Annotated in this window: 20 protein-coding genes; 12 read left to right on the top strand and 8 right to left on the bottom strand. The window is 58.5% G+C overall.

Going from position 1 to position 22142, the window contains the following annotated elements:
* The 8 genes from VE934_RS10935 (at position 1) to VE934_RS10970 (ending at position 8449) form a co-directional block, all read left to right on the top strand.
* Positions 1–1989, top strand: a complete 1989-nt coding sequence (locus VE934_RS10935; protein ID WP_324887325.1) for a bifunctional 3-phosphoshikimate 1-carboxyvinyltransferase/cytidylate kinase — start codon at positions 1–3, stop codon at positions 1987–1989.
* Positions 1990–2137: 148 nt separating this feature from the next.
* Positions 2138–3823 (top strand): 30S ribosomal protein S1, encoded by a 1686-nt coding sequence (rpsA, locus tag VE934_RS10940; protein WP_324887327.1) that lies wholly within the window; start codon positions 2138–2140, stop codon positions 3821–3823.
* A 67-nt stretch (positions 3824–3890) separates the two neighbouring features.
* A complete protein-coding gene (locus VE934_RS10945) occupies positions 3891–4202 on the top strand; it encodes an integration host factor subunit beta (protein ID WP_324887329.1) in 312 nt (103 codons plus the stop codon).
* 60 nt (positions 4203–4262) lie between these two features.
* On the top strand, positions 4263–4538 hold the full coding sequence (locus VE934_RS10950; RefSeq protein ID WP_324887331.1) for a LapA family protein: 276 nt from the start codon (positions 4263–4265) through the stop codon (positions 4536–4538).
* Positions 4528–5673 carry a lipopolysaccharide assembly protein LapB gene (gene lapB / locus VE934_RS10955; RefSeq protein ID WP_324887333.1) on the top strand — a complete coding sequence of 382 codons (1146 nt, stop codon included), beginning with the start codon at positions 4528–4530 and terminating at the stop codon, positions 5671–5673. Before VE934_RS10950 ends, lapB begins: the two co-directional genes overlap by 11 nt.
* Before the next feature lie 110 nt (positions 5674–5783).
* Positions 5784–6722, top strand: a complete 939-nt coding sequence (gene rfaE1 / locus VE934_RS10960; protein WP_324887335.1) for a D-glycero-beta-D-manno-heptose-7-phosphate kinase — start codon at positions 5784–5786, stop codon at positions 6720–6722.
* On the top strand, positions 6719–7732 hold the full coding sequence (rfaD, locus tag VE934_RS10965) for an ADP-glyceromanno-heptose 6-epimerase (RefSeq protein WP_324887337.1): 1014 nt from the start codon (positions 6719–6721) through the stop codon (positions 7730–7732). The genes rfaE1 and rfaD overlap by 4 nt, the downstream gene beginning before the upstream one ends.
* A 135-nt stretch (positions 7733–7867) precedes the next feature.
* Complete coding sequence (locus VE934_RS10970) at positions 7868–8449, top strand: ComEA family DNA-binding protein (RefSeq protein ID WP_324887339.1); 582 nt, start codon at positions 7868–7870, stop codon at positions 8447–8449.
* A gap of 70 nt (positions 8450–8519) precedes the next feature.
* Here the strand turns inward: VE934_RS10970 and VE934_RS10975 are convergent, their stop codons facing one another.
* The 8 genes from VE934_RS10975 to VE934_RS11010 all read right to left on the bottom strand — a co-directional run bounded on the left by VE934_RS10975 (position 8520) and on the right by VE934_RS11010 (position 18776).
* Positions 8520–9083, bottom strand: a complete 564-nt coding sequence (locus VE934_RS10975; RefSeq protein WP_324887341.1) for a DinB family protein — start codon at positions 9081–9083, stop codon at positions 8520–8522.
* Between the two features lie 113 nt (positions 9084–9196).
* On the bottom strand, positions 9197–12841 hold the full coding sequence (locus tag VE934_RS10980; protein ID WP_324887343.1) for a hydantoinase B/oxoprolinase family protein: 3645 nt from the start codon (positions 12839–12841) through the stop codon (positions 9197–9199).
* A 64-nt stretch (positions 12842–12905) separates the two neighbouring features.
* Positions 12906–13919, bottom strand: coding sequence for a TRAP transporter substrate-binding protein (locus tag VE934_RS10985; protein WP_324887345.1), 1014 nt, complete (start codon positions 13917–13919; stop codon positions 12906–12908).
* 76 nt (positions 13920–13995) lie between these two features.
* On the bottom strand, positions 13996–15306 hold the full coding sequence (locus tag VE934_RS10990) for a TRAP transporter large permease subunit (protein ID WP_324887347.1): 1311 nt from the start codon (positions 15304–15306) through the stop codon (positions 13996–13998).
* Between the two features lie 11 nt (positions 15307–15317).
* Complete coding sequence (locus VE934_RS10995) at positions 15318–15902, bottom strand: TRAP transporter small permease (RefSeq protein WP_324887349.1); 585 nt, start codon at positions 15900–15902, stop codon at positions 15318–15320.
* Between the two features lie 48 nt (positions 15903–15950).
* Positions 15951–16916, bottom strand: coding sequence for a TRAP transporter substrate-binding protein (locus tag VE934_RS11000; RefSeq protein WP_324887351.1), 966 nt, complete (start codon positions 16914–16916; stop codon positions 15951–15953).
* 28 nt (positions 16917–16944) lie between these two features.
* On the bottom strand, positions 16945–17757 hold the full coding sequence (locus VE934_RS11005; protein ID WP_414693837.1) for a putative hydro-lyase: 813 nt from the start codon (positions 17755–17757) through the stop codon (positions 16945–16947).
* 149 nt (positions 17758–17906) lie between these two features.
* Positions 17907–18776 (bottom strand): LysR family transcriptional regulator, encoded by an 870-nt coding sequence (locus tag VE934_RS11010; RefSeq protein ID WP_324887353.1) that lies wholly within the window; start codon positions 18774–18776, stop codon positions 17907–17909.
* 122 nt (positions 18777–18898) lie between these two features.
* On the opposite strand from VE934_RS11010, the gene VE934_RS11015 reads away from it, so the two are divergent.
* From VE934_RS11015 to crcB, 4 genes are read left to right on the top strand one after another with little or no spacing between them, the layout of a single operon-like run.
* Entirely contained in the window at positions 18899–19870 is a 972-nt protein-coding gene (locus tag VE934_RS11015; protein ID WP_324887355.1) for a TRAP transporter substrate-binding protein, read from the top strand.
* Between the two features lie 2 nt (positions 19871–19872).
* Positions 19873–20406 carry a TRAP transporter small permease gene (locus tag VE934_RS11020; protein WP_324887357.1) on the top strand — a complete coding sequence of 178 codons (534 nt, stop codon included), beginning with the start codon at positions 19873–19875 and terminating at the stop codon, positions 20404–20406.
* 14 nt (positions 20407–20420) lie between these two features.
* Positions 20421–21731, top strand: a complete 1311-nt coding sequence (locus VE934_RS11025; RefSeq protein WP_324887359.1) for a TRAP transporter large permease subunit — start codon at positions 20421–20423, stop codon at positions 21729–21731.
* An 11-nt stretch (positions 21732–21742) separates the two neighbouring features.
* On the top strand, positions 21743–22129 hold the full coding sequence (gene crcB / locus VE934_RS11030) for a fluoride efflux transporter CrcB (RefSeq protein ID WP_324887361.1): 387 nt from the start codon (positions 21743–21745) through the stop codon (positions 22127–22129).
* Positions 22130–22142 lie beyond the last annotated feature (13 nt).

Here is a 22142-nt window from a genome sequence, read left to right on the forward strand (position 1 = left end):
ATGTTCGATATTGAGTTCCTGGACATCCCGGCGCTGACCGAGGCAGGTGGCAGCGTTCGCTTGCCCGGTTCCAAAAGCATTTCCAACCGTGTTCTCCTGCTCGCAGCCCTGAGTGAGGGCCGCACCACGGTTCGTGACCTGCTGGCGTCTGACGACACCGCCGTGATGCTGACGGCACTTCGGCAGTTGGGCTGTTCGGTCGAGCAGAATGGTGGAACGGCGCTCATCGAGGGACTGGGTGGTCAGTTGGCTCAAAAGCAGGCGAAGCTCTTCATGGGCAACGCCGGTACAGCCATGCGGCCACTGACTGCCGCTCTGGCCTTGCTGGGTGGTGACTTCGAGTTGTCTGGCATCCCCCGCATGCATGAGCGGCCCATCGGCGATCTGGTCGATGCCCTGCGCCAACTCGGGTGTGCGATTGACTACCTGGGACAGGAAGGCTTTCCGCCATTGCGTATCAGAGCGGGGCAGTTAAGCCTCGCCGCTCCCATCCAGGTGCGCGGCGATGTCTCCAGCCAGTTCTTGACAGCGTTGCTGCTCGCCCTGCCCCTGGTGGCCGAGCAGGACATCCACATCGACGTGGTCGGCGAATTAATCTCCCGGCCCTATATTGAAATCACACTCAAGTTGCTTTCGCGCTTTGGCATCGACGTCGAACGCGACGGGTGGCAGCGCTTCACGATTCCCGCCGGTAGCCGCTATCGCTCACCAGGTGAAATTCATGTCGAAGGCGACGCTTCGTCTGCTAGCTATTTCATAGCACTTGGCGCAATAGCCGCTTGGGCAGAAGGCCAAAATGGCATAGAAATCTCAGGGTTGGGAGAGGACTCGATACAGGGCGATATCCGCTTTGTTGAGGCAGCCCGGCAAATGGGCGCACACATTGAAACCCGGACCAACAGCCTGACCGTTCGGCGCGGCTCGTGGCCCCTGAAGGCCATCGAGCTGGACTGCAACCATATTCCGGATGCCGCCATGACGCTCGCGGTGATGGCGCTGTACGCCGACGGCACCACGGTGCTTCGCAACATCGCCAGCTGGCGCGTCAAGGAAACCGACCGCATCGCTGCCATGGCCTGCGAGTTGCGCAAACTGGGCGCAGAGGTCGAGGAAGGTGCTGATTACCTGAAGATTACTCCCCCTGTTCAGTGGCAGACGGCTCCCATCCATACCTACGACGATCACCGGATCGCCATGTGTTTTTCGCTGGCGGCCTTTAACCCCGCGCAGTTACCGATTCGCATTCTGGACCCCAAATGTGTTGCCAAGACCTTTCCGGACTATTTCGAAACACTGTTTTCGGTCGTCAAAACCGGGCAGGATCTGATCCCGGTCATCTGCATAGACGGCCCGACCGCCTCAGGCAAAGGCACAGTTGCGGCCGTGGTGGCGCAGAAGTTGGGATACCACTTTCTGGATTCAGGTGCGATGTACCGGATTACCGCATTTGCCGCCTTGCAGGCAGGCCTGGCGATAGGCCCTGATCAAGAGGCTGAAATTGCTCTGATGGCCAGGAAATTGCCGGTTCGCTTTGTCGATGGCAAGGTTTTCCTGGGTGATCGGGACGTCACCGAAACCATTCGCAGCGAAGAAGCCGGAATGAATGCCTCCCGCGTGTCCTCCCTGCCCGCCGTGCGCTTGGCCCTGATAGACCTTCAGCACAGCTTCAGGCAACTACCTGGCCTGGTGGCCGACGGCCGGGACATGGGGACGGTTATTTTCCCCGAGGCCCCCCTGAAGATCTATCTCACGGCGAGTGCCCGCCACAGGGCCGAACGGCGCCATAAGCAATTGATTTCAAAGGGAATTTCAGCTACAATCGCCGAGATTCAGCAGGATCTCGAGGCTAGGGACGCACGCGACATGTCGCGGCAATCCGCACCTTTGAAGCCCGCTGATGATGCCGAATTGCTGGACAACTCCCTGCTCTCGATTGAAGAATCGGTGGCTCAGGTTCTTGACTGGTGGCAAGGCACCCGGCCCTTCTGACCCTCATACATTTTGTAGGCACGCCAGTGCTTCGGTCAGCAGAAATTTTTAACTTAACCGCGGTCACCCGCACAAAACCGCCACAGTCAGCTCTAAAAACGATAGCAATGGTGCTGTCGGAATCCTGTTTTGTGGACTAGGAAAATCAATGTCAGAATCTTTTGCCGCCCTATTTGAAGAATCGCTGAAACGCTCTGAAATGCGTACCGGTGAAGTCATCACCGCTGAAGTTGTTCGTATCGACCACAACCACGTTGTCGTCAACGCCGGACTCAAATCCGAGGCTTATGTCCCCCTCGAAGAATTCAAAAACGACCAGGGCGAACTCGAAGTTCAGGTCGGTGACTTTGTTTCCGTTGCCATCGACTCCGTCGAAAACGGCTATGGCGACACCCTGCTCTCCCGCGACAAGGCCAAGCGTCTTGCATCCTGGATGAGCCTGGAAAAAGCCCTGGAATCCGGCGAATTTGTCACTGGCCAGACCAGCGGCAAAGTCAAAGGCGGCCTCACCGTCCTGGTCAACGGCATCCGCGCTTTCCTGCCCGGTTCGCTCATCGACACCCGCCCCATCAAGGACTTGTCTCCGTACGAGAACAAGACCATGGAATTCAAGGTTATCAAGCTCGATCGCAAGCGCAACAACGTCGTGCTGTCACGCCGCGCTGTGGTCGAAGCCAGCATGGGCGAAGAGCGCGCCAAGCTGATGGAAACCCTGAAAGAAGGCACTGCCGTCAAGGGCATCGTCAAGAACATCACCGAATACGGCGCCTTTGTGGACCTCGGCGGTATTGACGGCCTGCTGCACATCACCGACATGGCATGGCGCCGCGTGCGTCACCCAAGCGAAGTGGTGACAGCTGGTCAGGAAATTGTTGCCAAGATCCTGAAGTTCGACACCGAGAAAAACCGCGTGTCCCTGGGTCTGAAGCAGATGGGCGACGACCCATGGATGGGCGTGAACCGCCGCTACCCACAGGCAACCCGCCTGTTCGGCAAGATCACCAACATCGCCGACTACGGCGCATTTGTCGAACTCGAGCCAGGTATCGAAGGTCTGGTCCACGTGTCCGAAATGGACTGGACCAACAAGAACGTGGCCCCAAGCAAGCTTGTGACCCTGGGCGACGAAGTCGAAGTCATGGTCCTCGAGATCGACGAAGACAAACGCCGTATCAGCCTGGGCATGAAGCAGTGCAAGGCCAACCCATGGCAAGAATTTGCACAAGACACCAAGCGCGGCGACCGCGTCAAAGGCCCGATCAAGTCGATCACCGATTTCGGCGTCTTTGTGGGCCTGGCTGCTGGTATCGATGGCCTGGTGCACCTGTCTGACCTCTCGTGGAATGAGCCCGGCGAAGCCGCCGTGCGCAACTACAAAAAGGGCCAGGAAGTTGAAGCGATTGTGCTGGCTGTCGACGTCGACCGCGAGCGTATCTCCCTGGGCATCAAGCAGCTTGATTCCGACCCGTTCACCACTTTCGTGTCGATCAACGACAAGGGCGCGATTGTGACCGGCAAGGTCAAGACGGTTGACGCCAAGGGCGCCGAGATCGATCTGGGCGAAGACATCATTGGTTACCTGCGCGCCAGCGAAATCAGCCGTGACCGCGTCGAAGACGCGCGCAACGTGCTGAAAGAAGGCGACGAAGTGTCGGCTGTTGTGGTGAACGTGGATCGCAAGACCCGCAACATCCAGCTGTCCGTGAAAGCCAAGGACAACGCTGACCAGCAGGAAGCCATGCAATCGCTGAGCCAGCAGTCGTCACGCGACAACGCCGGCCTGACCAACCTGGGTGCGCTGCTGCGCGCCAAGATGGACAACGCAGAGAAGTAATCAGGACCTCCCAGAAATGGCGTGCCTGCTCCCCGGAACAGCACGCCATTTCTCTGTCCCCTAATTTATGACCCGAAGCGATCTCGTCGAAGAACTGGCTGCCCGATTCAGCCAGCTCACCCACCGTGATGCCGAATATGCCGTCAAGACGATTCTTGACGCCATGAGCGATGCATTGGTGCGTGGGCACCGGATCGAGATTCGCGGTTTCGGCAGTTTTTCGATCAACCGGCGCCCGCCGCGCATGGGGCGCAATCCGCGCTCCGGCGAAAGTGTGGCCATTCCGGAAAAACGCGTGCCCCATTTCAAGCCAGGCAAAGCCCTGCGCGAAGCGGTGGACACCCGGACCGAAGAAATGCTGGTGACCAAGCCCAAGTAGGTTGGCAGGTATCCTTCCCGGTGCTCTCGCTACAATCGCCAGACCACAAGGGGACTTCCAGTGAAATACCTGATGTGGCTGCTTAAAGCAGCCATTTTTTTTACGCTTTTTGCTTTCGCGCTGAACAACCAGCAAGTCGTTTCCGTTAACTTCTTTTTCGGCACGCAGTGGCAGGCGCCGCAAGTGCTGGTCGTCCTTGTCACATTTGCCTTTGGCCTGGCTGCCGGCATTTTGATGATGATGCCGCGCTGGTGGAAAAAGCGCAAAACCATTCAGCACCACAACCGGGCCGGCAACGTCAGCGAGAACCCATCAAGCATGCACCATGGAATTTGACTTCACCTGGGTACTTCTCGGGTTTCCCATTGCCTTTGCGCTGGGCTGGTTCGCGTCCCAGCTGGAACTGCGGCAACTTCGCATTCAAAATAAGCAAACACCCAAGGCTTACTTTCGCGGTCTGAATTTTCTGCTGAACGAACAACAGGACCAGGCGATCGACGCCTTTATTGAGGCGGTTCAAAACGACCCTGATACGTCCGAGTTGCATTTCGCGTTGGGCAATCTTTTTCGCCGCCGCGGCGAGTACGAGCGCGCCGTGCGTGTACACGAGCACCTGATGTCCCGGGGGGACCTGACCCAGCCCGAACGTGACCGCGCGCAACATGCACTGGCGCTTGATTTCCTGAAAGCCGGGCTGCTGGACCGTGCCGAAATCGCCCTGAGAAAACTGGAAGGCACCAGTTACGAAGAGGAAGCGCGGCTTGCCTTGCTGTCGATCTATGAACGCTCACGCGACTGGGAACACGCGACAGAAATTGCGGGCAAGCTTGACAGCGTGAGTCACGGAAGCTTTAGCACGCGGCAGGCCCACTACCTGTGTGAACAGGCGCTGGCCGCTTCCGCATCGGGCGCTACCCAACAGGCACTGGACTGTCTGCAACAGGCCGTCGCGCTCGCACCCGCCTCCGCTCGCCCCTTGATCGATTTGGCCAAACTGCAAAGTCAGCTGGGCAAGCAGCAGGATGCTTTTGCCACCTTGCTCAAGCTGGAAAAAACAGCCCCGCAAGCCATGCCGCTTGCAGCCAGCCTGCTCGGCAACATCGCTCAACAAAGCGGTCAGCAAGCGGCGGCGTTGGCATTGCTGAACACCAGTTACGAGCAGATGCCGTCCATTGATGTGGTGGAGGCCATCGTCAAGCTGGATACAGCCGCTGCGGCCCCGCGCGACCACTACGTTCAGCACCTGGAGCGGGAAGCTTCGCTAGTTGCGGCTGCACGGTGGATAGCCGGCGAGAAACTGGGCAACGATCACCAGCAAGGCTTGCTGCAACGCGCGCTGGACAAGGCCACCAAGCCGCTGATGCGTTACCGCTGCGCGGCGTGCGGGTTTGAGGCGACCCAGCACTTCTGGCACTGTCCTGGTTGCCAGGCCTGGGACAGCTATCCTGCGCGGCGGATAGAAGAGTTATGAAAAAGCTAGGCACACCCCGTGGAGGCTTCGCCTCCTCCCCCTTGCAGGGGCAACAGCTGTGGCCCGGCAAAGCCGGTTCCACGCTGTTCCCCGTTTGAAGATAACTACGCATGACCGCTTCAAATCTATCTCGTGAGCAACTCGCCAAGGCGCGTGTGCTGGTGGTCGGCGATGCCATGCTGGACCGCTACTGGTATGGCGCGGTGGATCGCATTTCGCCGGAGGCGCCGGTGCCGGTGGTGCGTGTCACGCGGCAGGAGGAGCGTATGGGTGGTGCGGCCAATGTGGCTTACAACATCGTGACCCTGGGCGCGCAGTCGTCGCTGCTGAGCGTGGTGGGCAATGACGAAGCCAGCCATCAACTCGAGACGCTGGTAGCCGCCTCGGGGGTCAAGCCCTGCTTTGGACGCGACCCGCAACTTAAAACCACCGTCAAGCTGCGTGTGATTGGCCGGCAGCAACAGTTGCTGCGTCTTGACTTTGAGAGCACGCCCGAAAACGAGGTGCTGGCCTCGCAGCGTGCCGAGTTCGGAAAACTGCTACCTGAACATGACACCGTGCTTTTTTCGGACTACGGCAAAGGCGGGCTGGCGCACATTGCGCTGATGATTGACGCGGCGCGCGCAGCCGGGAGAGTGGTGCTGGTTGACCCCAAGGGCTCGGACTACTCCCGCTACAAACATGCGACCGCTATCACGCCCAACCGCGCCGAGCTTGAGCAGGTGATAGGCATGTGGCGCGACGAAGCTGACTTGCAAACCAAGGTGCAAAACTTGCGCGAGACGCTTCAATTGCAGGCCGTGCTGCTGACCCGAAGTGAAGAAGGCATGACCCTGTTTGACGCGCAGGGCTTTTTGCATGTGCCGGCCCTGGCGCGTGAAGTGTTTGATGTCACCGGCGCTGGCGACACGGTCATCGGCACTCTGGCTGCCATGGCAGCCGCTGGCCTGAGCCTGCGCGATGCTGTGCCAATCGCCAACCGCGCAGGTGGCGTTGTGGTCGGCAAGTTTGGGACGGCTACGGTCACCTACGGAGAATTGTTCCAATGAAAATAGTGGTTACTGGCGCGGCGGGTTTTATTGGCGCCAACATCATCAGAGGCCTGAACGCCCGCGGCATCGACGACATCATTGCGGTGGACGATCTGACCCACGGCGACAAATTCCGCAACCTTGCTGATCTGCAAATTGCAGACTACATCGACGCCGACGACTTTTACGAGCTGTTTGCCGAAGGTGCGTTTGGCGAAGTCGAAGCGGTTTTTCATGAAGGCGCCTGCAGCGACACCATGGAGCTCGACGGCAAATACATGATGGACAACAACTACACGCTGTCCTGCGACCTGTTCTCGGCATGCCAGGAGCAAGGCACACGTCTGCTCTACGCGTCGTCGGCTGCCACCTATGGCGGTTCAGACACCTTTCGCGAATCGCCTGAATTTGAAAAACCGCTCAACGTTTACGGCTACTCCAAGCTGCTGTTTGACCAGAAACTCAGGCGCGAGCTGGGCAAGGATTTTTCTGGCGCGTCCACGCAAGTCGCTGGTTTTCGGTATTTCAACGTCTATGGCCCACGCGAGCAGCACAAGGGACGCATGGCCAGTGTGGCGTATCACCAGTTCAACCAGTTTCATGCTGACGGCAAGGTCAAGCTTTTTGGTGAGTACGGTGGCTACGGTGCCGGTGGCCAGATGCGTGACTTTGTGTTTATTGACGACGTTGTAGCCGTCAACCTCTGGTTTTTTGATAACCCGCAGGCCAGTGGCATCTTCAACCTGGGCACCGGCCGCGCGCAGCCTTTCAATGATGTCGCGCTGAGTGTCATCAACACCCTGCGCCAGCCCGGCGGCAAACCCTTGTCCCTTGATGAGGCCACAAAAGCGGGTTTGATCGACTACATCGACTTCCCTGCCGCGCTGGTGGGCAAGTACCAGAGCTACACCCAAGCTGATTTAACGGCTTTGCGGCGGGTTGGCTGCAACCATGTATTTGCCGATGTCCAGACCGGCGTGGCCGCATACATGCGTACGCTGGTAAGTGGCGTAAGCAAAGGTCCCTGAGCGATTTTCCAGCCGATTTGTCCGTTAGGGTAGCCAGTGGCCGAGTCAACCCCGCGACGCGGGCAACCGTTAAGGGTGGGCATCCTGACTTCAGGATCCCACCTGATTTTTAAAAACCCACTGAGGAGCTTTCCGATGTTCAAGAAACTATTGGCCTTTGTTGCCGCCATGTTTGTCGCCGCGGCCTTTGCCGCCGTCGACGTCAACACCGCCACCGAGGCAGACCTGGACAGCATCAAAGGCATCGGCCCCGTCAAGTCCGCCCTGATTCTCTCCGAGCGCAAAAAAGGCAAATTCAAGGATTGGGATGATTTTGTGACCCGCGTCAAAGGTGTTGGTACTGACAGCGCCGCAAAATTCTCCGCTGAAGGCATGACCATCAATGGGGCCAGCTACAAAACCACCGCCAAAGGCGATGCAAAAGCAAAGGCTGGAGTGAAAGCCGATGCCAAGGCAGAGGCAAAAGCAGAAGCGAAGGCCGACGCAAAAGCTGACAAGAAAACCGACAAATCAGTGACCGAAAAAGCCAAGGATGCAGCGGTTGCCACCAAAGATGCCGTCAAGGGCGCTGCGGTTGCCACCAAAGACGCTGTCAAGGAAACTGCAAAGGAAGTCAAGGCCGCGGTAACGCCAGCAAAAACCGATGCAAAAGCTGAAGTCAAGGCCGATGCCAAAGCGGATGCAGCCAAACCCGCTGCCAGCGCCGCCAAGAAATAAGCTCTTGAAGCTGCAAGAAAAAACCCGCCACCTGGCGGGTTTTTTGTGGCCGTTTTTCGTCGGGGGCGGCCTAAACCAACGCAATCATGTCTGTCACGCCAACGTCCACACCCGCTTGTGTCAGCAAAGTGCCGACCTGGGCGCGATGGTGGGTCTGGTGATTGAAAAAGTGCGCCATGGCCTGCCAGGCCGGATGCGCGCGCTGCACCCCTTTGCTGTTGCTGTAACGCATGACAAATGAGGGATACTGCGCCGGCATCTCGGCCACCCAGGCCTCGATAGCCGCATCAAGCTGCTCGCGCTTTCCCCGCAGGGCCTGCCAGTCAGCAAAGACCACGGTGTCCAGGTGACTGCCCTCCGGCAGATCCAGCACGGTCGGGTTCAGGCTGGGCAAAGTGGCGCCGTTGTCCACCGCACATTGCGCAAAGCGCTTGAGCCAAACCTGATCACCCACGATCAAATGGTTCAGCGTGTGGTGGATGGAGCCGAAAAAAGCGCCACGCTCGCGTTTGCGCTCTTCATCGGTCAGCGTTTCACACGCCACATACAGACGCTGGTTCATCCAGCGGTTGTATTGCGCCAAAAACCTGTAGTTGCCACCCACCACCTCTGCCATATCGTGTAGGCCACCCATGTCATTTACTCCTGATTTGATAGCAAACTTCGCCCGTTATTAAAGGGCGAGGTGCCGTTTTTAATCATAAACGCACGATGGGACGGCTGTGGAACACAAAAACGGCCCCGGACTCAGGCTTTCCCAAACCCTCCACCGCCGGGTGTATGGATCTCAAACACGTCGCCCGGCATCATCTCCGCCTGGCCAATGTGGTCCAACGTCTCGATCTGGCCGTTGGCGCGCACCACAACGTTACGCCCAACCTGCCCCGCCTCGCCGCCAGCCATGCCAAACGCGCCGTGTTTGCGGCCGTTGGACAAGATGCTCGCCGTCATGGCCTCCAGAAAACGCACGCGGCGCACGCCGCCGTTGCCGCCCGCCCAGCGCCCTGCACCGCCCGACTGGGGGCGAATCTCATAACTCTCCAGCCGCACCGGGAAGCGGAACTCCAGCACTTCCGGGTCAGTCAGGCGTGAGTTGGTCATGTGTGTCTGCACCACCGATGTGCCGTCAAAACCCTTGGCGATGGCTCCGCTGTCATCCATCACACCGCCAGCACCCGAACCACCTGAAATGGTCTCGTAATACTGGTGGCGTGCATTGCCAAAGGTGAAGTTGTTCATGGTGCACTGGCTGGCCGCCATCACACCCAGCGCGCCGTACAGCGCATTGGTGATGCAGGTCGACGTTTCCACATTGCCCGCCACGACAGAAGCCGGAGGGTTCGGGTTCAGCATCGACCCCGCAGGAATCATCACCTTGAGCGGCTTCAGGCAGCCGGCGTTGAGAGGGATGTCGTCATCCACCAGGGTCCGGAAGACATACAGCACCGCCGCCATACAAACAGCTGTCGGCGCATTGAAGTTGTTGGTCTGCTGCGCTGAGGTTCCCGCAAAGTCAATCTCGGCACTGCGGTTTTTGCTGTCCACGCGTATCGCCACCTTGATCTGCGCGCCGTTGTCCAGCGGCAGTGTGAACTCGCCGTCTTTGAGACGCGTGATCACGCGGCGCACCGACTCTTCGGCGTTGTCCTGCACATGGCCCATGTAAGCCTGCACCACATCCAGCCCAAACTGGTCCACCATCTTGCGCAGCTCCTGCACACCTTTTTCGTTGGCGGCAATCTGTGCTTTCAAGTCGGCCATGTTTTGCTGCGGGTTCCTCGACGGGTACTGACCGCTCTTTAGCAGTGCCACCATCTCGGCCTCACGCAACACGCCGCGCTCCACCAACTTGACGTTGTTGATCTGCACGCCCTCTTCTTCGATGCGGGTTGAAAACGGCGGCATGGATCCTGGCGTGATACCGCCCACATCCGCATGGTGACCACGCGAGCCCACGTAAAAGGTGGGCGCTGTTTGCGCAGTGCCCAGATACACCGGCGTGATCACCGTGATGTCGGGCAGATGCGTACCACCGTGATAGGGGTCGTTCAGCACATACACATCGCCCGGCTGGATCTTGCCCGCGTTCTCGCGAATCACTGTCTTGATGCTCTCGCCCATGGAACCCAGGTGCACCGGCATGTGCGGCGCGTTGGCAATCAGGTTGCCGGCGGTGTCAAACAACGCGCAGCTGAAGTCGAGCCGCTCCTTGATGTTGACCGAGTAGGCGGTGTTTTGCAGTTGCAGGCCCATCTGCTCGGCGATGTTCATGAAGAGGTTGTTAAAGACCTCCAGCAAGACCGGGTCAACCTTGGTACCTGCTGCAAATTTGATAGCACGCTCCGTCCGCCGATCAAGGACCAGGTGGTCCAAAGCCGTTAAAGCTGCTTCCCATCCGGGCTCCACCACGGTGGTTGCATTTTTCTCGGCAATGATGGCCGGGCCCGAGATGATGTCGCCGGGCTGGAGATCCTCGCGCACCACCAGGGCAGCATCGTGCCACTGCCCGCCTGAATACATGCGCACGGTCTCGCGGCGCGGGACTTCGCGGGGTTCGTGCGTGGCGTGGCGTGGCTCTGCTGGCGCATCGCCTGCCACCACGGCTTCGACGGACACTGCCTCAACAATCAGGCCCTTGCCCTGCATCAGGAACGAAAAGCGCTGGCGGTAAGCCGCCTCAAACCCGGCCTCGATCTCTTCAAAGCTGCCGAACGGCACGATGAGCGCGGCATCGCTGCCTTCGTAGCGGACATGCACCCGGCGGTGCGTGGTGATGGCGCCTGCATTGACCTGCTGACGCTGCAACTCGCCCTCAGCCGTCGCCACCAGCTGGTCCAGTAGCGATGCGATTTTCGGCAAGGCGCCTTCAACCAACTTCAGCTCCACCGCCTGCTCGCGAATCACGTTTTGGTCGGCAAGGCCCATGCCGTACGCACTCAGCACACCGGCCAGAGGATGCACAAACACCTTGGTCATGCCCAGCGCATCGGCTACCAGACAGGCGTGTTGCCCGCCCGCACCACCAAAACACTGCAGGGTGTAACGTGTCACGTCGTAACCGCGTGCCACTGATATTTTCTTAATGGCGTTGGCCATCTGCTGCACCGCGATGTTGATGAAGCCTTCGGCCACCACCTCGGCGCTGCGCCCGGTTTGCCCGGCCAGCTCGTTGAACTGCGTCTGCACCGCATCAAAACTCAGCGCCTCGTCAGCATTGGGGCCAAACACCTTGGGGAAATAACGCGGCTGAATCTTGCCGACCATCACGTTGGCATCCGTCACCGCCAGCCTGCCACCACGGCGGTAGCTGGCGGGGCCAGGATTGGCACCGGCGCTTTGCGGCCCCACGCGAAAGCGTTCGCCGTCAAATTTCAATATGGAACCACCACCGGCCGCCACGGTGTGAATGCTCATCATGGGCGCACGCATGCGCACACCCGCCACCTGAGTTTCAAACTCACGCTCAAACTCGCCCGCGTAATGCGACACATCGGTGGAAGTTCCGCCCATGTCGAAGCCAATCACCTTGGCGTGCCCCGCAATGGCCGCCGTGCGCGCCATGCCCACAATGCCGCCCGCTGGGCCACTGAGAATGGCGTCCTTGCCCTGAAACACATGGGCATCGGTCAACCCGCCAGAAGACTGCATGAAGAAAAGCTTGACGCCCGGCATCTCGCCCGCCACCTGCTCAACATAGCGGCGCAAGATGGGCGAGAGATAAGCGTCCACCACCGTGGTGTCGCCCCGGCTGACAAACTTCATCATCGGGCTGGTTTCGTGGGAGGTGCTGATTTGCGTGAAGCCCACTTCCTGCGCAATGCGTTTGGCCGCTTTCTCGTGATCCGTGTAGCGGTAGCCGTGCATGAACACAATGGCCACACTGCGAAGACCTTTGTCGTACTGCGCCGTCAATTCATTTTTCAGCAAGGCTTCATCGAGTTTCTGGAGAACCTCCCCCTGCGCGCCCATCCGCTCATGGCTTTCCACCACAGCGCTGTAAAGCAGCTCGGGCAAAACAATGTTGCGATCAAACAGGCGCGGGCGGTTTTGGTACGCAATCCGCAGCGCATCCCGAAACCCGCGTGTTGTCACCAGCAAGGTTGGCTCGCCCTTGCGCTCCAGCAGCGCGTTGGTGGCTACCGTGGTGCCCATCTTCACGCAGTCGACCACGTCGGCACGAATCGGCTCACCATTCTTCAAGCCCAGCAGATGGCGGATACCTGCGACGGCTGCATCACGGTACTGCTCCGGATTTTCAGACAGCAATTTGTGGGTGGTCAGCGAGCCGTCGGGCTTCCTGGCCACGATGTCGGTGAACGTACCGCCCCGGTCAATCCAGAATTGCCATTTGTCTTTGGGCTTGCCCGCAGCGGTTTGATGGTTGGTCAGCATGATTTCAATAAAGTAGTGTTAAACATGAAGGGCTCGCAACAGGCTCACCGCAGGACATTAAAAATCAGGGTTTCAGGTAGTAGGGCACAAAGATGTCATTGGCCTCATTTCCTACGGATCGTACCCATTCCCGTGAGAACTTCTCGCCCATGCGCTTGATCTCCTGGTCCAGGTCGGCAGGAATGCGGTCTATCTTGACCCCGTTTTGGCGCAATTCGTTGGTGGCACTCACTGCCAGCGCCTGACTGGCCGCCCAGCCACGGGACTCGGCTTCAGCCGATGCCTTGACGACTGAACTCTTGGCTTCGGGCTTCAGGCCATCAAACGCCTTGCTGCTCACAAAGACAACGTTTTTCGGGAACCAGCCATTGATCTCGTAGTAATACTTGATCGGACCCCAAACCTTGTTTTCTACACCGGTCAGGGCCGACGTGATCATGTTGTCCATGCGCCCTTCTGACAGCGCCTTGCCCACATCCACCATGGCGACGTCTACCGGCTTGGCGCCAAGCAGTTCAGCAATGCGTTGTGTGGTCGAGTTGTAAGTACGCATTTGCGTGCCCTTGAAGTCGGCCAGACCGCGGATCGGCTTGCTGGAGTGCAGCCCTTGCGGCGGCCATGGCACGGCGTACAGGAGCTTCAATCCACGCTGGGCAAAATGTTTTTCCATGCCAGGCCGCTGCAGCTTCCAAAGGCGCTCTGCGTCGCTGTAGCTACTGACCACAAATGGAATGGAATCCGCCCCCGCGATGGGCATGTCCTTGACCAGGCTGGTCATGATGGTTTCGCCAGCCTCGGCCTTGCCGTCCACCACGGCCTGCTTGATGTCATTGAGCTTGGCCAGCGTGTTGTTGGGGTGAACCTGAATCACCAACTGCCCGCGCGTTGCCTCTTCTACCTCCCGCGCAAACTGCGCAATGTTTTGCGTGTGGAAAGACTCTGCCCGGTAGCCGGTTGCAAGTTTCCAGGTGGTCTTCTGGCTCGCTGCAACGGGAGCCGCAGCGGGGGTTGTGGTTTGCGCCAGGCAAAGGTTGCCCAGCGTGGCTGCGGCAGCAACCACGATCAGTTTAAATTTCATGATGAATCCTTAGAGGTGGCTCACAGAATGCGCCTGGGCAGTTGCCACACCATTGCCGCGCGCCTGGATATCGCCGTCACTTCTGTTTCCCCATCACCGCATCAGGGAAAACCGTGACGATCTCCGGAAAAGCCGTGATCAACACAATGCACACGACCAAACAAAAGAAAAATGGGATAGCAGCCTTCGCGATCAGGTTGCTGTCCTTGCCTGTCATGTTTTGCAGCACAAACAAATTGAAGCCGACGGGTGGGGTCACCTCTGCAATGCTGATGAGCAGGATGATGAATATGCCGAACCACACCAGATCAAATCCGGCTTTCTGGATCATGGGCATCACCACCGCAGCGGTCAGCACAATCATGCTGATGCCGTCCAGCGCGGTGCCCAGCACGAGGTAGACAACGATCAGGCAAGCAATCAGTGCATAGGGAGACAGGTTCATGCTGCTAACCCATTCGGCCAGCTCGCGGGGTATGCCGGTAAAAGCCATGGTCTTGGTCAGGAATGCTGCACCCGCCAGAATAAACATGATCATGCAGCTGGTGCGGGTGGCACCGAAGAGGCTTTCCCTGAAGTTCTCCCAGGTCAGGGAGCGGCTCCAGGCCGCCAGGGCCACAGCCCCCACCACGCCATAGGCCGCACACTCCGTGGCTGTGGCCCAACCCGCCACCAGCGACCAGCAGATAAAAACGATCAGGAGCGCACAGGGAATGAGGTTCTTTGACAGGCGCAACTTTTCCGCGAGCGTCGTGACGGGCTCTGAAGGCGGCATTTTGTGCTTGTTACGCAGAGACCAAATGGCGATGTAGCCGGAGAAAAGCGTCATCAGCACCAGTGCAGGTAAAAAGCCCGCCAGAAAAATCCGGATGATCGATGCGTCCGCCGCCACCGCATACACCACCATGGTGATGGAGGGCGGAATCAGGATGCCCAGGGTGCCCGCAGTGGCCAGGGAGCCAATGGCCAGGGTTTCGTCGTAGCCGCGCTTTTTCAATTCTGGCAATGACACCTTGGCAATCGTGGCGCAGGTGGCGGCCGATGAACCAGACACCGAGCCAAAAATACCGCAGCCCAAAATGGTCGTGTGAAACAGTCGCCCCGGTACCCGGTTGAGCCAGGGGGCGAGACCCGTAAACATCTCTTCACTGAGTTTGGTGCGAAACAATATTTCGCCCATCCAGATGAAAAGCGGCAGCGCAGCCAACTCCCAGCTTGCATTGCTCTCCCAGAAAGCCGAAAACAAATTAAGTCCGGGCTGGCTGCTGGTAAAAAAGGCCTGTCCCACCCAGCCGCAGATAGCAAGTGTCATGGCGATCCACACGCCGCCTGAAAGCATCAGCAGCATGAGGATCAGCAAAATCGCGCCTATGGTCAAAATATCCATGGTGTGGCCTCTTACAGGTCTGAAGAAAAATCACCCTTGGCGTGGCGCTCTTGTACCAGCCGCACAAAGGTAGGCACACCGCCACGCGCCACAATCACAAACTCATCCACTACCGCCACCAAAAAGAGCAGCGAACCCAGCGCAAAACTCATTTGCGGAATCCAGATCGGGATGGCCCACAAACCCTGTGCCAGTTCATTGAACTGCCAGCTTTCATAGGTAAACCGGCAAGCCCACCAGGCAAGATAGCCCGTTGCCGCCACGGCAATGCCCAGGCTCACCAGCTCCATCACCCGCCGCCTCGGCGCGGACACTTTTTCCAGCACCAGGGTGACGCGTACAAAGTCACCATTTTTGAAGGCGTGGGCCATGGTCAAAAAAGCCGCAGCTGCGCACAGCCACGCCACCACATCGTTGATGGCGCCCGTGGGAAAACCGAATTGCCGGCTAAGACTCTGAAACACCATCAGCACGCAAATCAGCGCAATGCAGGCAGCGCCCAGCGCGCCAGCCCCGTCGTAGGTTCGATCCAGCCAGCGCCGCAAGGCAGAGCCTGCAGCTTCAGTAGGTTGGGCGATGGCCAGAGAGGAAGACATGGGTTGGCTGCTTTCTTGCTTTTTTAAGGCTGATATCCGGATCAGGACTTATTGCTTGCGAAACGATTCGATGACGGCTTTGCCTTCATCACCGGCCAGCTTCACCCAGTCAGCAGTCATGCGCTCGCCAATCACCGACAGCTCTTTCTTCAGCCCTGCCGCGCTGGCGTCAATCTTCATGCCCTTGGCTGCCAGCTCTTTCATGTACTCGGCGTCTTTTTGCTCGCTCAGTTTCCAGCCGCGCTGCTCTGCGGCAGCAGCTTGCTGCAACACAGCGTCCTGGCTTTGCTTGTCCAGTGCGTTGAACAGTTTGAAGTTGACGACCACTGCATTGCGGGGCAGCCAGGCTGCGACAGCATAAAAATTCTTCACGCTTTCATACAGCTTGCTGTCCACGCCGCTGGCGCTTGATGTCAAGAAGTTGTCAACGCCGCCGGTTGCCAGCGCAGCCGGCAGTTCAGCCAGCTGGATGGTTACAGGCTGCGCGCCAACAGCGGTCGCAATGTATGACGTCGCCGGGTTGTAGGCGCGCATTTTGGTTCCCTTGAGGTCCTTGAGCGAGCCCACAGGCTTGGCTGAATACAGGGACTGCGGAGGCCATGGCACGGTGTAGAGCAACTTCATGCCCTGCCCGGCGAGCGTCTTGACCAGCAGGGAGCGTGAAGCGGCGTCCAGGCGGCGCGAGTCGGCGTAGCTGGTGGCCAGGAAAGGAATGGAGTCCACACCAAACACGGGTGCTTCATTGGATGCGCCCGAAAGAATGAACTCACCCATGGGGACCTGCGCCGACTGCACGGCGCGCTTGATCTCATTGGCCTTGAACAGCGATGCATTCGGATGTACGTTGATCTTCATTTTTCCGCCGGTGGCTTTGTCAACGCCCTCGGCAAACTGCATCAGGTTTTGCACCTGGAAGGTGTTGGCGCCGTAGCCGGAAGGCAGGTCCCATTTGGTTTGCGCCCAGGTGGTGCCAAGGGTGGCGAGAGCCGCCAGGGAAACGAGTAATTTTTTCATCGTGATCTCCATTCGTAAAAAGACGGCCTCAAAAAATGGCCAGTTGGTGATTGAGCAAATCGGTAATCAACATGGCCCCGGGGGCATGGGTGACGCAGAACTCGGGACGGGCTTGCGCAAGTGCCGCCTGCGGTGTGACGCCGCAAGCCCAGAAGACGGGAATTTCGTCAGCCTGCAAATCAACAGCGTCGCCGTAGTCGGGCTTGGCAAGGTCGGCAATACCAATCAGCAAAGGGTCGCCCATGTGGACAGGTGCGCCATGCACGTTGGGAAACCGGGAGGTGATTTGCACCGCGCGTATGACATCGGCAGCTTTGAACGGCCGCATGGAAACAACCATAGGTCCGCGGAAAGGACCAGCCGATTCGGTGGCCACGCTGGTGCGGTACATGGGCACATTTCTGCCCTGGTCAATGTGACGAATGCGCAGGCCGGCCTGCATCAGGGCTTCTTCAAATGAGAAGGAGCAGCCAATGACAAAGGTCACCAGGTCCTTGCGCCACAGGGTGCTGATGTCTGTTGGCTCATCTGTCAGCTCACCATCTCGCCACACGCGGTAGCGCGGCACATCGGTGCAGATGTCGATGTCTTCGCCAAGCGCTGGCAGTTTGGCCTGCCCTGGCTCACTTACCGCCAGTAAAGGACAAGGCTTGGGGTTGCGCTGGCAAAAACGCAAAAAGTCGTTTGCCAGTGCCTCGGGCAGGATGACGACATTGCCCTGCACATAGCCGTCGGCCAGACCACTGGTGTGGGCAGTCCACTCGCCGCGGCGAATGCGGGCGCGTGCTTGCTGGGCACTAAGGGGGGTTGCGTCGGCGGCAGAAAGGTCCAGGATATTCACAGCGGGTCCATCACGTTCTGAAGATGAAACCGATTGTGAACAGCGTCACGCCGAGACGCAAACTCAAAATATATTGCTTAAGTCATCAATTTTTTCGATGGCGCGTCAGAGACAAATTACAGGTAAACCCTAGGTTCAATTCACAGGATTTACATAAAAGCAAGGGCCGACTTAAGCACACCATCAACAATCCCCGTCGCCGGATCACTCCGATAACTGGCGTGAATCGGCAGCGGCGGCAGCTGGACATTGCACTTGAGCACGCGCAGGCCCTGCACATCCACCAATCGTTCTGCAGCGGCGAGTGGCAGCGTGGCCACCCCGAAGCCGCCCTGCACCAATTGCGCCATGGCCGAGATGCTGGAGATGGTGTGGATACGCTTGTTCTCTACCTTGGCTTGGCGCAGCGCATCCAGCAACGCCACGTGGGGTTGAGAGCCGCGCTGAAAGGTCAGCAACTCGCCCTTGGCCAACTCGGTGAGCGTGTAGGCACGTTTGCGGTGCACGGTGGCCTGCCCTGCAAAACACATGGGCATGGACGGCAGGGCTTTGGTACGTACGCCCTCCCCGCCCGATGGCAAAGCGGCAAAGACAATGTCCAGCGCACCGCGTTGAATCTGGTCCATCAGCACAGGCGTGGTTTCCACCGTGAGCTCCAGCTCCAGCCCGGGTTGCTCCACACGAAGTTTTTCAATCCATGGGATCAGCCACGAGTGCAGCACGGATTCAATGGCGCCTATGCGCAGTGACGTGGACAGCGCCAGACCCGAGCCCATCTCGGCCTTGACCTCGCGCTGCAATTCCAGAAGTTTCTGCGCATACGTCACAAATCGCGTGCCAGCTACGGTCAGGCGGAACTGCTTGTCGCGCCTGTCCAGCAGCAAGACGCCCAACTCCTCTTCCAGCGCGGCCACGCGGGCCGACATGGCCGACTGGGTCAGATACAACTTTTCAGCCGCCCGCGAAATGCTTTTGAGTGAGGCCACCCAGTAAAAGGCTTCAACAAAGCGAAGGTTCATAAGGCGGTTGACAAAGCAGCTTGAGAGGAGAAGTCGGACTTTTGGGGGTATGTCCGGGGAAACTGGCGCGGGAATTGCGTCTATCCTATCCGTACTTAGTAATCAACAGTTCTGGAGTCGCCATGAAATTCAAGCTCGCCATCGTTACCGCACTGCTCAGCGCCAGTACAGCCACATGGGCCCAGACAAAATGGGATTTGCCCGTGGCCTACCCCGCCACTAACTTCCACACCGAAAATATCACCCAGTTTGCCAAGGACGTTGACGCAGCCACTGGCGGCAAGCTCAAAATCACGGTACATGCCAACGCATCGCTTTTCAAAGCGCCGGAGATCAAGCGCGCGGTCCAAAGCGGGCAGGCCCAGGCTGGCGAGATTTTGCTGGCCAACTTTGCCAACGAGAATCCGATTTATGCATTGGACGGCGTCCCGTTTCTGGCTACCAGCTACCCGCAGGCACGCAACCTGTACGACGCCTCCAAACCAGCCATGGAAAAACTGCTGGCTGCCCAAGGTATCAAGCTCTTGTTCTCGGTGCCATGGGCACCGCAAGGCATCTACAGCAAACGAGAGATTAATTCGGTAGGTGACTTGCGCGGCATCAAGTGGCGCGCTTACAGCCCCGCCACCGCCAAAATTGCAGAACTGATTGGCGCGCAGCCGGTTCAGATCCAGCAAGCCGAACTGAGCGCCGCAATGGCCACTGGCGTGGTTGAAAGCTACATGAGTTCGGGCTCGACCGGGTTCGACACCAAGACATATGAGCACATCAAGAACTTCTATGACACCCAGGCCTGGATTCCCAAAAACGCCGTGCTGGTTAATTTGAAAGCCTTTACCGCTCTGGACGCACCCACCCAGGCCGCCCTGCTGAAAATGGCAGCAGACGCCGAAACCCGCGGCTGGAAAGTAGCTCAGGAAAAAAACGTGGAATACAAGCGCCTGCTGACCGAGCGCGGCATGAAAATCCACGCGCCGTCTGCCAAGCTCAACGCCGACATGCGCCAGGTTGGCGCCATCATGCAGGCTGACTGGCTCAAGGCTGCTGGCCCTGAGGGCGTGGCCATCGTCGACGCCTACAAAGCGAAGAAGTAAACGTGCGCCGCGCTCTGGAGCGTGTACTCGACGCAGCGGGTGCGCTTGGCGCCTTCTGCGTCTTTCTCATCTTTGTGCTGATGATTGTTGCGGGGGTAGGTCGCCAGACGGGCATGATTGTCAGTGGCGTCAACGACATCGTCTCGTGGCTGTGCGCTGCTGCGGCGTTTTTTGCGATGGCCCACGCTTTTCGTCACGGTGACTTTGTACGCGTGACGCTGGTGCTGGACAAAGTACCTCCAAAACTGCGTCGCATCATGGACGTCACCTGCCTGGTTATTGCAGCCATCTGCGTGAGCTACCTCACCTACTCCGCCACCGCCTTCACCTACGAGAGCTGGGAGTTTCAGGAAATGGCCACAGGCCTGGTGGTGATCCCGATCTGGATTCCGCAATCAACCTTTGTTATTGGCTGCTGGCTGCTGCTGGCCGCCATGATTGATGAACTGGTGACTGTGGTGCAAGGCGGCAAGCCGAGCCATCAGCGCGCGGTCGAAGAGCGCCACGCCAAGGGCGACTTCTCTTCCGACATTTAGAGATCAGAAAATCCATGGATACCTTGCTCATGGGGGCGCTGCTCCTGGTCATCATGCTGGTACTGTTAGCGGGCGGCGTATGGATTGCCATGACTTTGGCCATCGTCGGCTGGGTCGGTCAGGCCTTCTTTACCAATACCCTACCCGGCAAGAATCTTTTTTCTGCCTTTTGGGAAAGTAACGCGAGCTGGGAGCTGGCCGCCCTGCCGTTGTTTATCTGGATGGGCGAAATTTTGTTTCGCACCAAGCTCAGTGAAGAGATGTTTGAAGGCCTGCGCCCCTGGCTTAACAGGATTCCCGGCCGCCTGATGCACACAACCGTTATCGGTTGCGGTGTTTTCGGCTCTGTGTCGGGTTCGTCTGCCGCCACCTGCGCCACCATTGCCAAAGTAGCGCTGCCCGAACTCAAGCGCCGTGGCTACAACGAGAACCTGGCAATCGGTTCGCTTGCATCTGCAGGCACCTTGGGAATTTTGATTCCCCCCTCAATCACCATGGTCGTGTATGCCGTGGCGGCAGATGCTTCCATCATCCGTATTTTTCTAGCAGGATTTTTGCCCGGCTTTCTGCTCATGCTTCTGTTCTCAGGCTACATCGCATGGTGGAGCTTGCGTCATCCTGATCAGGTACCGGCAGCCGATCCACCGACCAGCTTCAGGGAAAAAATCCGCCTCTCCGGCAACCTGATTCCTTGCGGCCTGCTCATCGTTTTTATCGTCTGGGTGCTAGTGGCCGGCTGGGCAACGGCGACGGAATGCGCCGCTTACGGCGTGTTGGGTGCGCTCAGCATTGCCGCCTGGGGCCGCAGCCTGACTTGGGCCAACTTCACCGAAGGCCTGATGGGTGCCACCCGCACCAGCTGCATGATCATGTTCATTCTGGCCGGCGCGGCATTTCTGACCAAGACCATGGCTTTCACCGGTATACCGCGCGAGCTGGCTGAGTGGGTCAACGCGATGCAGCTTTCTCCTTACGCGTTGATCGGTTCGCTGGTGGTGATTTATCTGATTCTTGGAACGGCCTTGGACGGCATCAGCATGATTGTGCTGACGGCGGCGGTGGTCATGCCCATGGTGCAGAAAGCCGGGTTCAATCTGATCTGGTTCGGCATCTTCATCGTGCTGCTGGTTGAGATTGCCGAGGTCACGCCGCCTGTCGGCTTTAACCTCTTTGTGCTGCAAAACATGACCGGCAAAGACAGCAACGTCATTGCACGTGCGGCCATTCCGTTTTTCATCTGTATGGTGATCTGCATTGTGCTGATCACGTTGTTCCCGCAAATCGTCACCATCTTGCCCGACTTGGTGATGGGCAAAGAAAAATAGAGAGCACGTTGATGTGGTCCGTTCTGGCTATCTGCGCAGGCGCCTGCGTCGGCGCCCTGGCCCGCTGGGGTCTGGGCCTGTGGCTCAATCCCGCAGGCCTGATCCCTTGGGGCACTCTCGCCGCTAACCTGATAGGCGGCTACCTGGTCGGTGTTTGCGTGGCAACCTTCCAGGCCATACCGCAAATCGACCCGGTGTGGCGCCTGCTGCTGGTCACCGGCTTCCTGGGCGCGTTAACCACCTTCTCGACCTTTTCCGCAGAAGTGATTGCCATGCTGCAACAGGAGCGCTACGCCCTGGCTCTGGGTACGGCTTCGCTGCACCTGTTCGGGTCGCTGTTGTTGACAGTGGTGGGAATGAAGACCGCTATGTTTTTTATAGCTGTTCGCGCCCATTAAACAAGGGCAATAG

Source organism: Polaromonas sp., assembly GCF_035638815.1.
Lineage (GTDB): Bacteria > Pseudomonadota > Gammaproteobacteria > Burkholderiales > Burkholderiaceae_C > Polaromonas.

Bases quoted from the DNA above. Each gene is read 5' to 3' on its own strand.
- rfaE1 (WP_324887335.1), top strand. From the start codon at position 5,784: ATGACCGCTTCAAATCTATCTCGTGAGCAACTCGCCAAGGCGCGTGTG.
- rfaD (WP_324887337.1), top strand. From the start codon at position 6,719: ATGAAAATAGTGGTTACTGGCGCGGCGGGTTTTATTGGCGCCAACATC.
- lapB (WP_324887333.1), top strand. From the start codon at position 4,528: ATGGAATTTGACTTCACCTGGGTACTTCTCGGGTTTCCCATTGCCTTT.
- VE934_RS10935 (WP_324887325.1), top strand. From the start codon at position 1: ATGTTCGATATTGAGTTCCTGGACATCCCGGCGCTGACCGAGGCAGGT.
- VE934_RS11000 (WP_324887351.1), bottom strand. From the start codon at position 16,916: ATGAAAAAATTACTCGTTTCCCTGGCGGCTCTCGCCACCCTTGGCACC.
- VE934_RS10985 (WP_324887345.1), bottom strand. From the start codon at position 13,919: ATGAAATTTAAACTGATCGTGGTTGCTGCCGCAGCCACGCTGGGCAAC.
- rpsA (WP_324887327.1), top strand. From the start codon at position 2,138: ATGTCAGAATCTTTTGCCGCCCTATTTGAAGAATCGCTGAAACGCTCT.
- VE934_RS11010 (WP_324887353.1), bottom strand. From the start codon at position 18,776: ATGAACCTTCGCTTTGTTGAAGCCTTTTACTGGGTGGCCTCACTCAAA.
- VE934_RS11025 (WP_324887359.1), top strand. From the start codon at position 20,421: ATGGATACCTTGCTCATGGGGGCGCTGCTCCTGGTCATCATGCTGGTA.
- VE934_RS10945 (WP_324887329.1), top strand. From the start codon at position 3,891: ATGACCCGAAGCGATCTCGTCGAAGAACTGGCTGCCCGATTCAGCCAG.
- VE934_RS11015 (WP_324887355.1), top strand. From the start codon at position 18,899: ATGAAATTCAAGCTCGCCATCGTTACCGCACTGCTCAGCGCCAGTACA.
- VE934_RS10995 (WP_324887349.1), bottom strand. From the start codon at position 15,902: ATGTCTTCCTCTCTGGCCATCGCCCAACCTACTGAAGCTGCAGGCTCT.
- VE934_RS10970 (WP_324887339.1), top strand. From the start codon at position 7,868: ATGTTCAAGAAACTATTGGCCTTTGTTGCCGCCATGTTTGTCGCCGCG.
- crcB (WP_324887361.1), top strand. From the start codon at position 21,743: ATGTGGTCCGTTCTGGCTATCTGCGCAGGCGCCTGCGTCGGCGCCCTG.
- VE934_RS10980 (WP_324887343.1), bottom strand. From the start codon at position 12,841: ATGCTGACCAACCATCAAACCGCTGCGGGCAAGCCCAAAGACAAATGG.
- VE934_RS10990 (WP_324887347.1), bottom strand. From the start codon at position 15,306: ATGGATATTTTGACCATAGGCGCGATTTTGCTGATCCTCATGCTGCTG.
- VE934_RS10975 (WP_324887341.1), bottom strand. From the start codon at position 9,083: ATGGGTGGCCTACACGATATGGCAGAGGTGGTGGGTGGCAACTACAGG.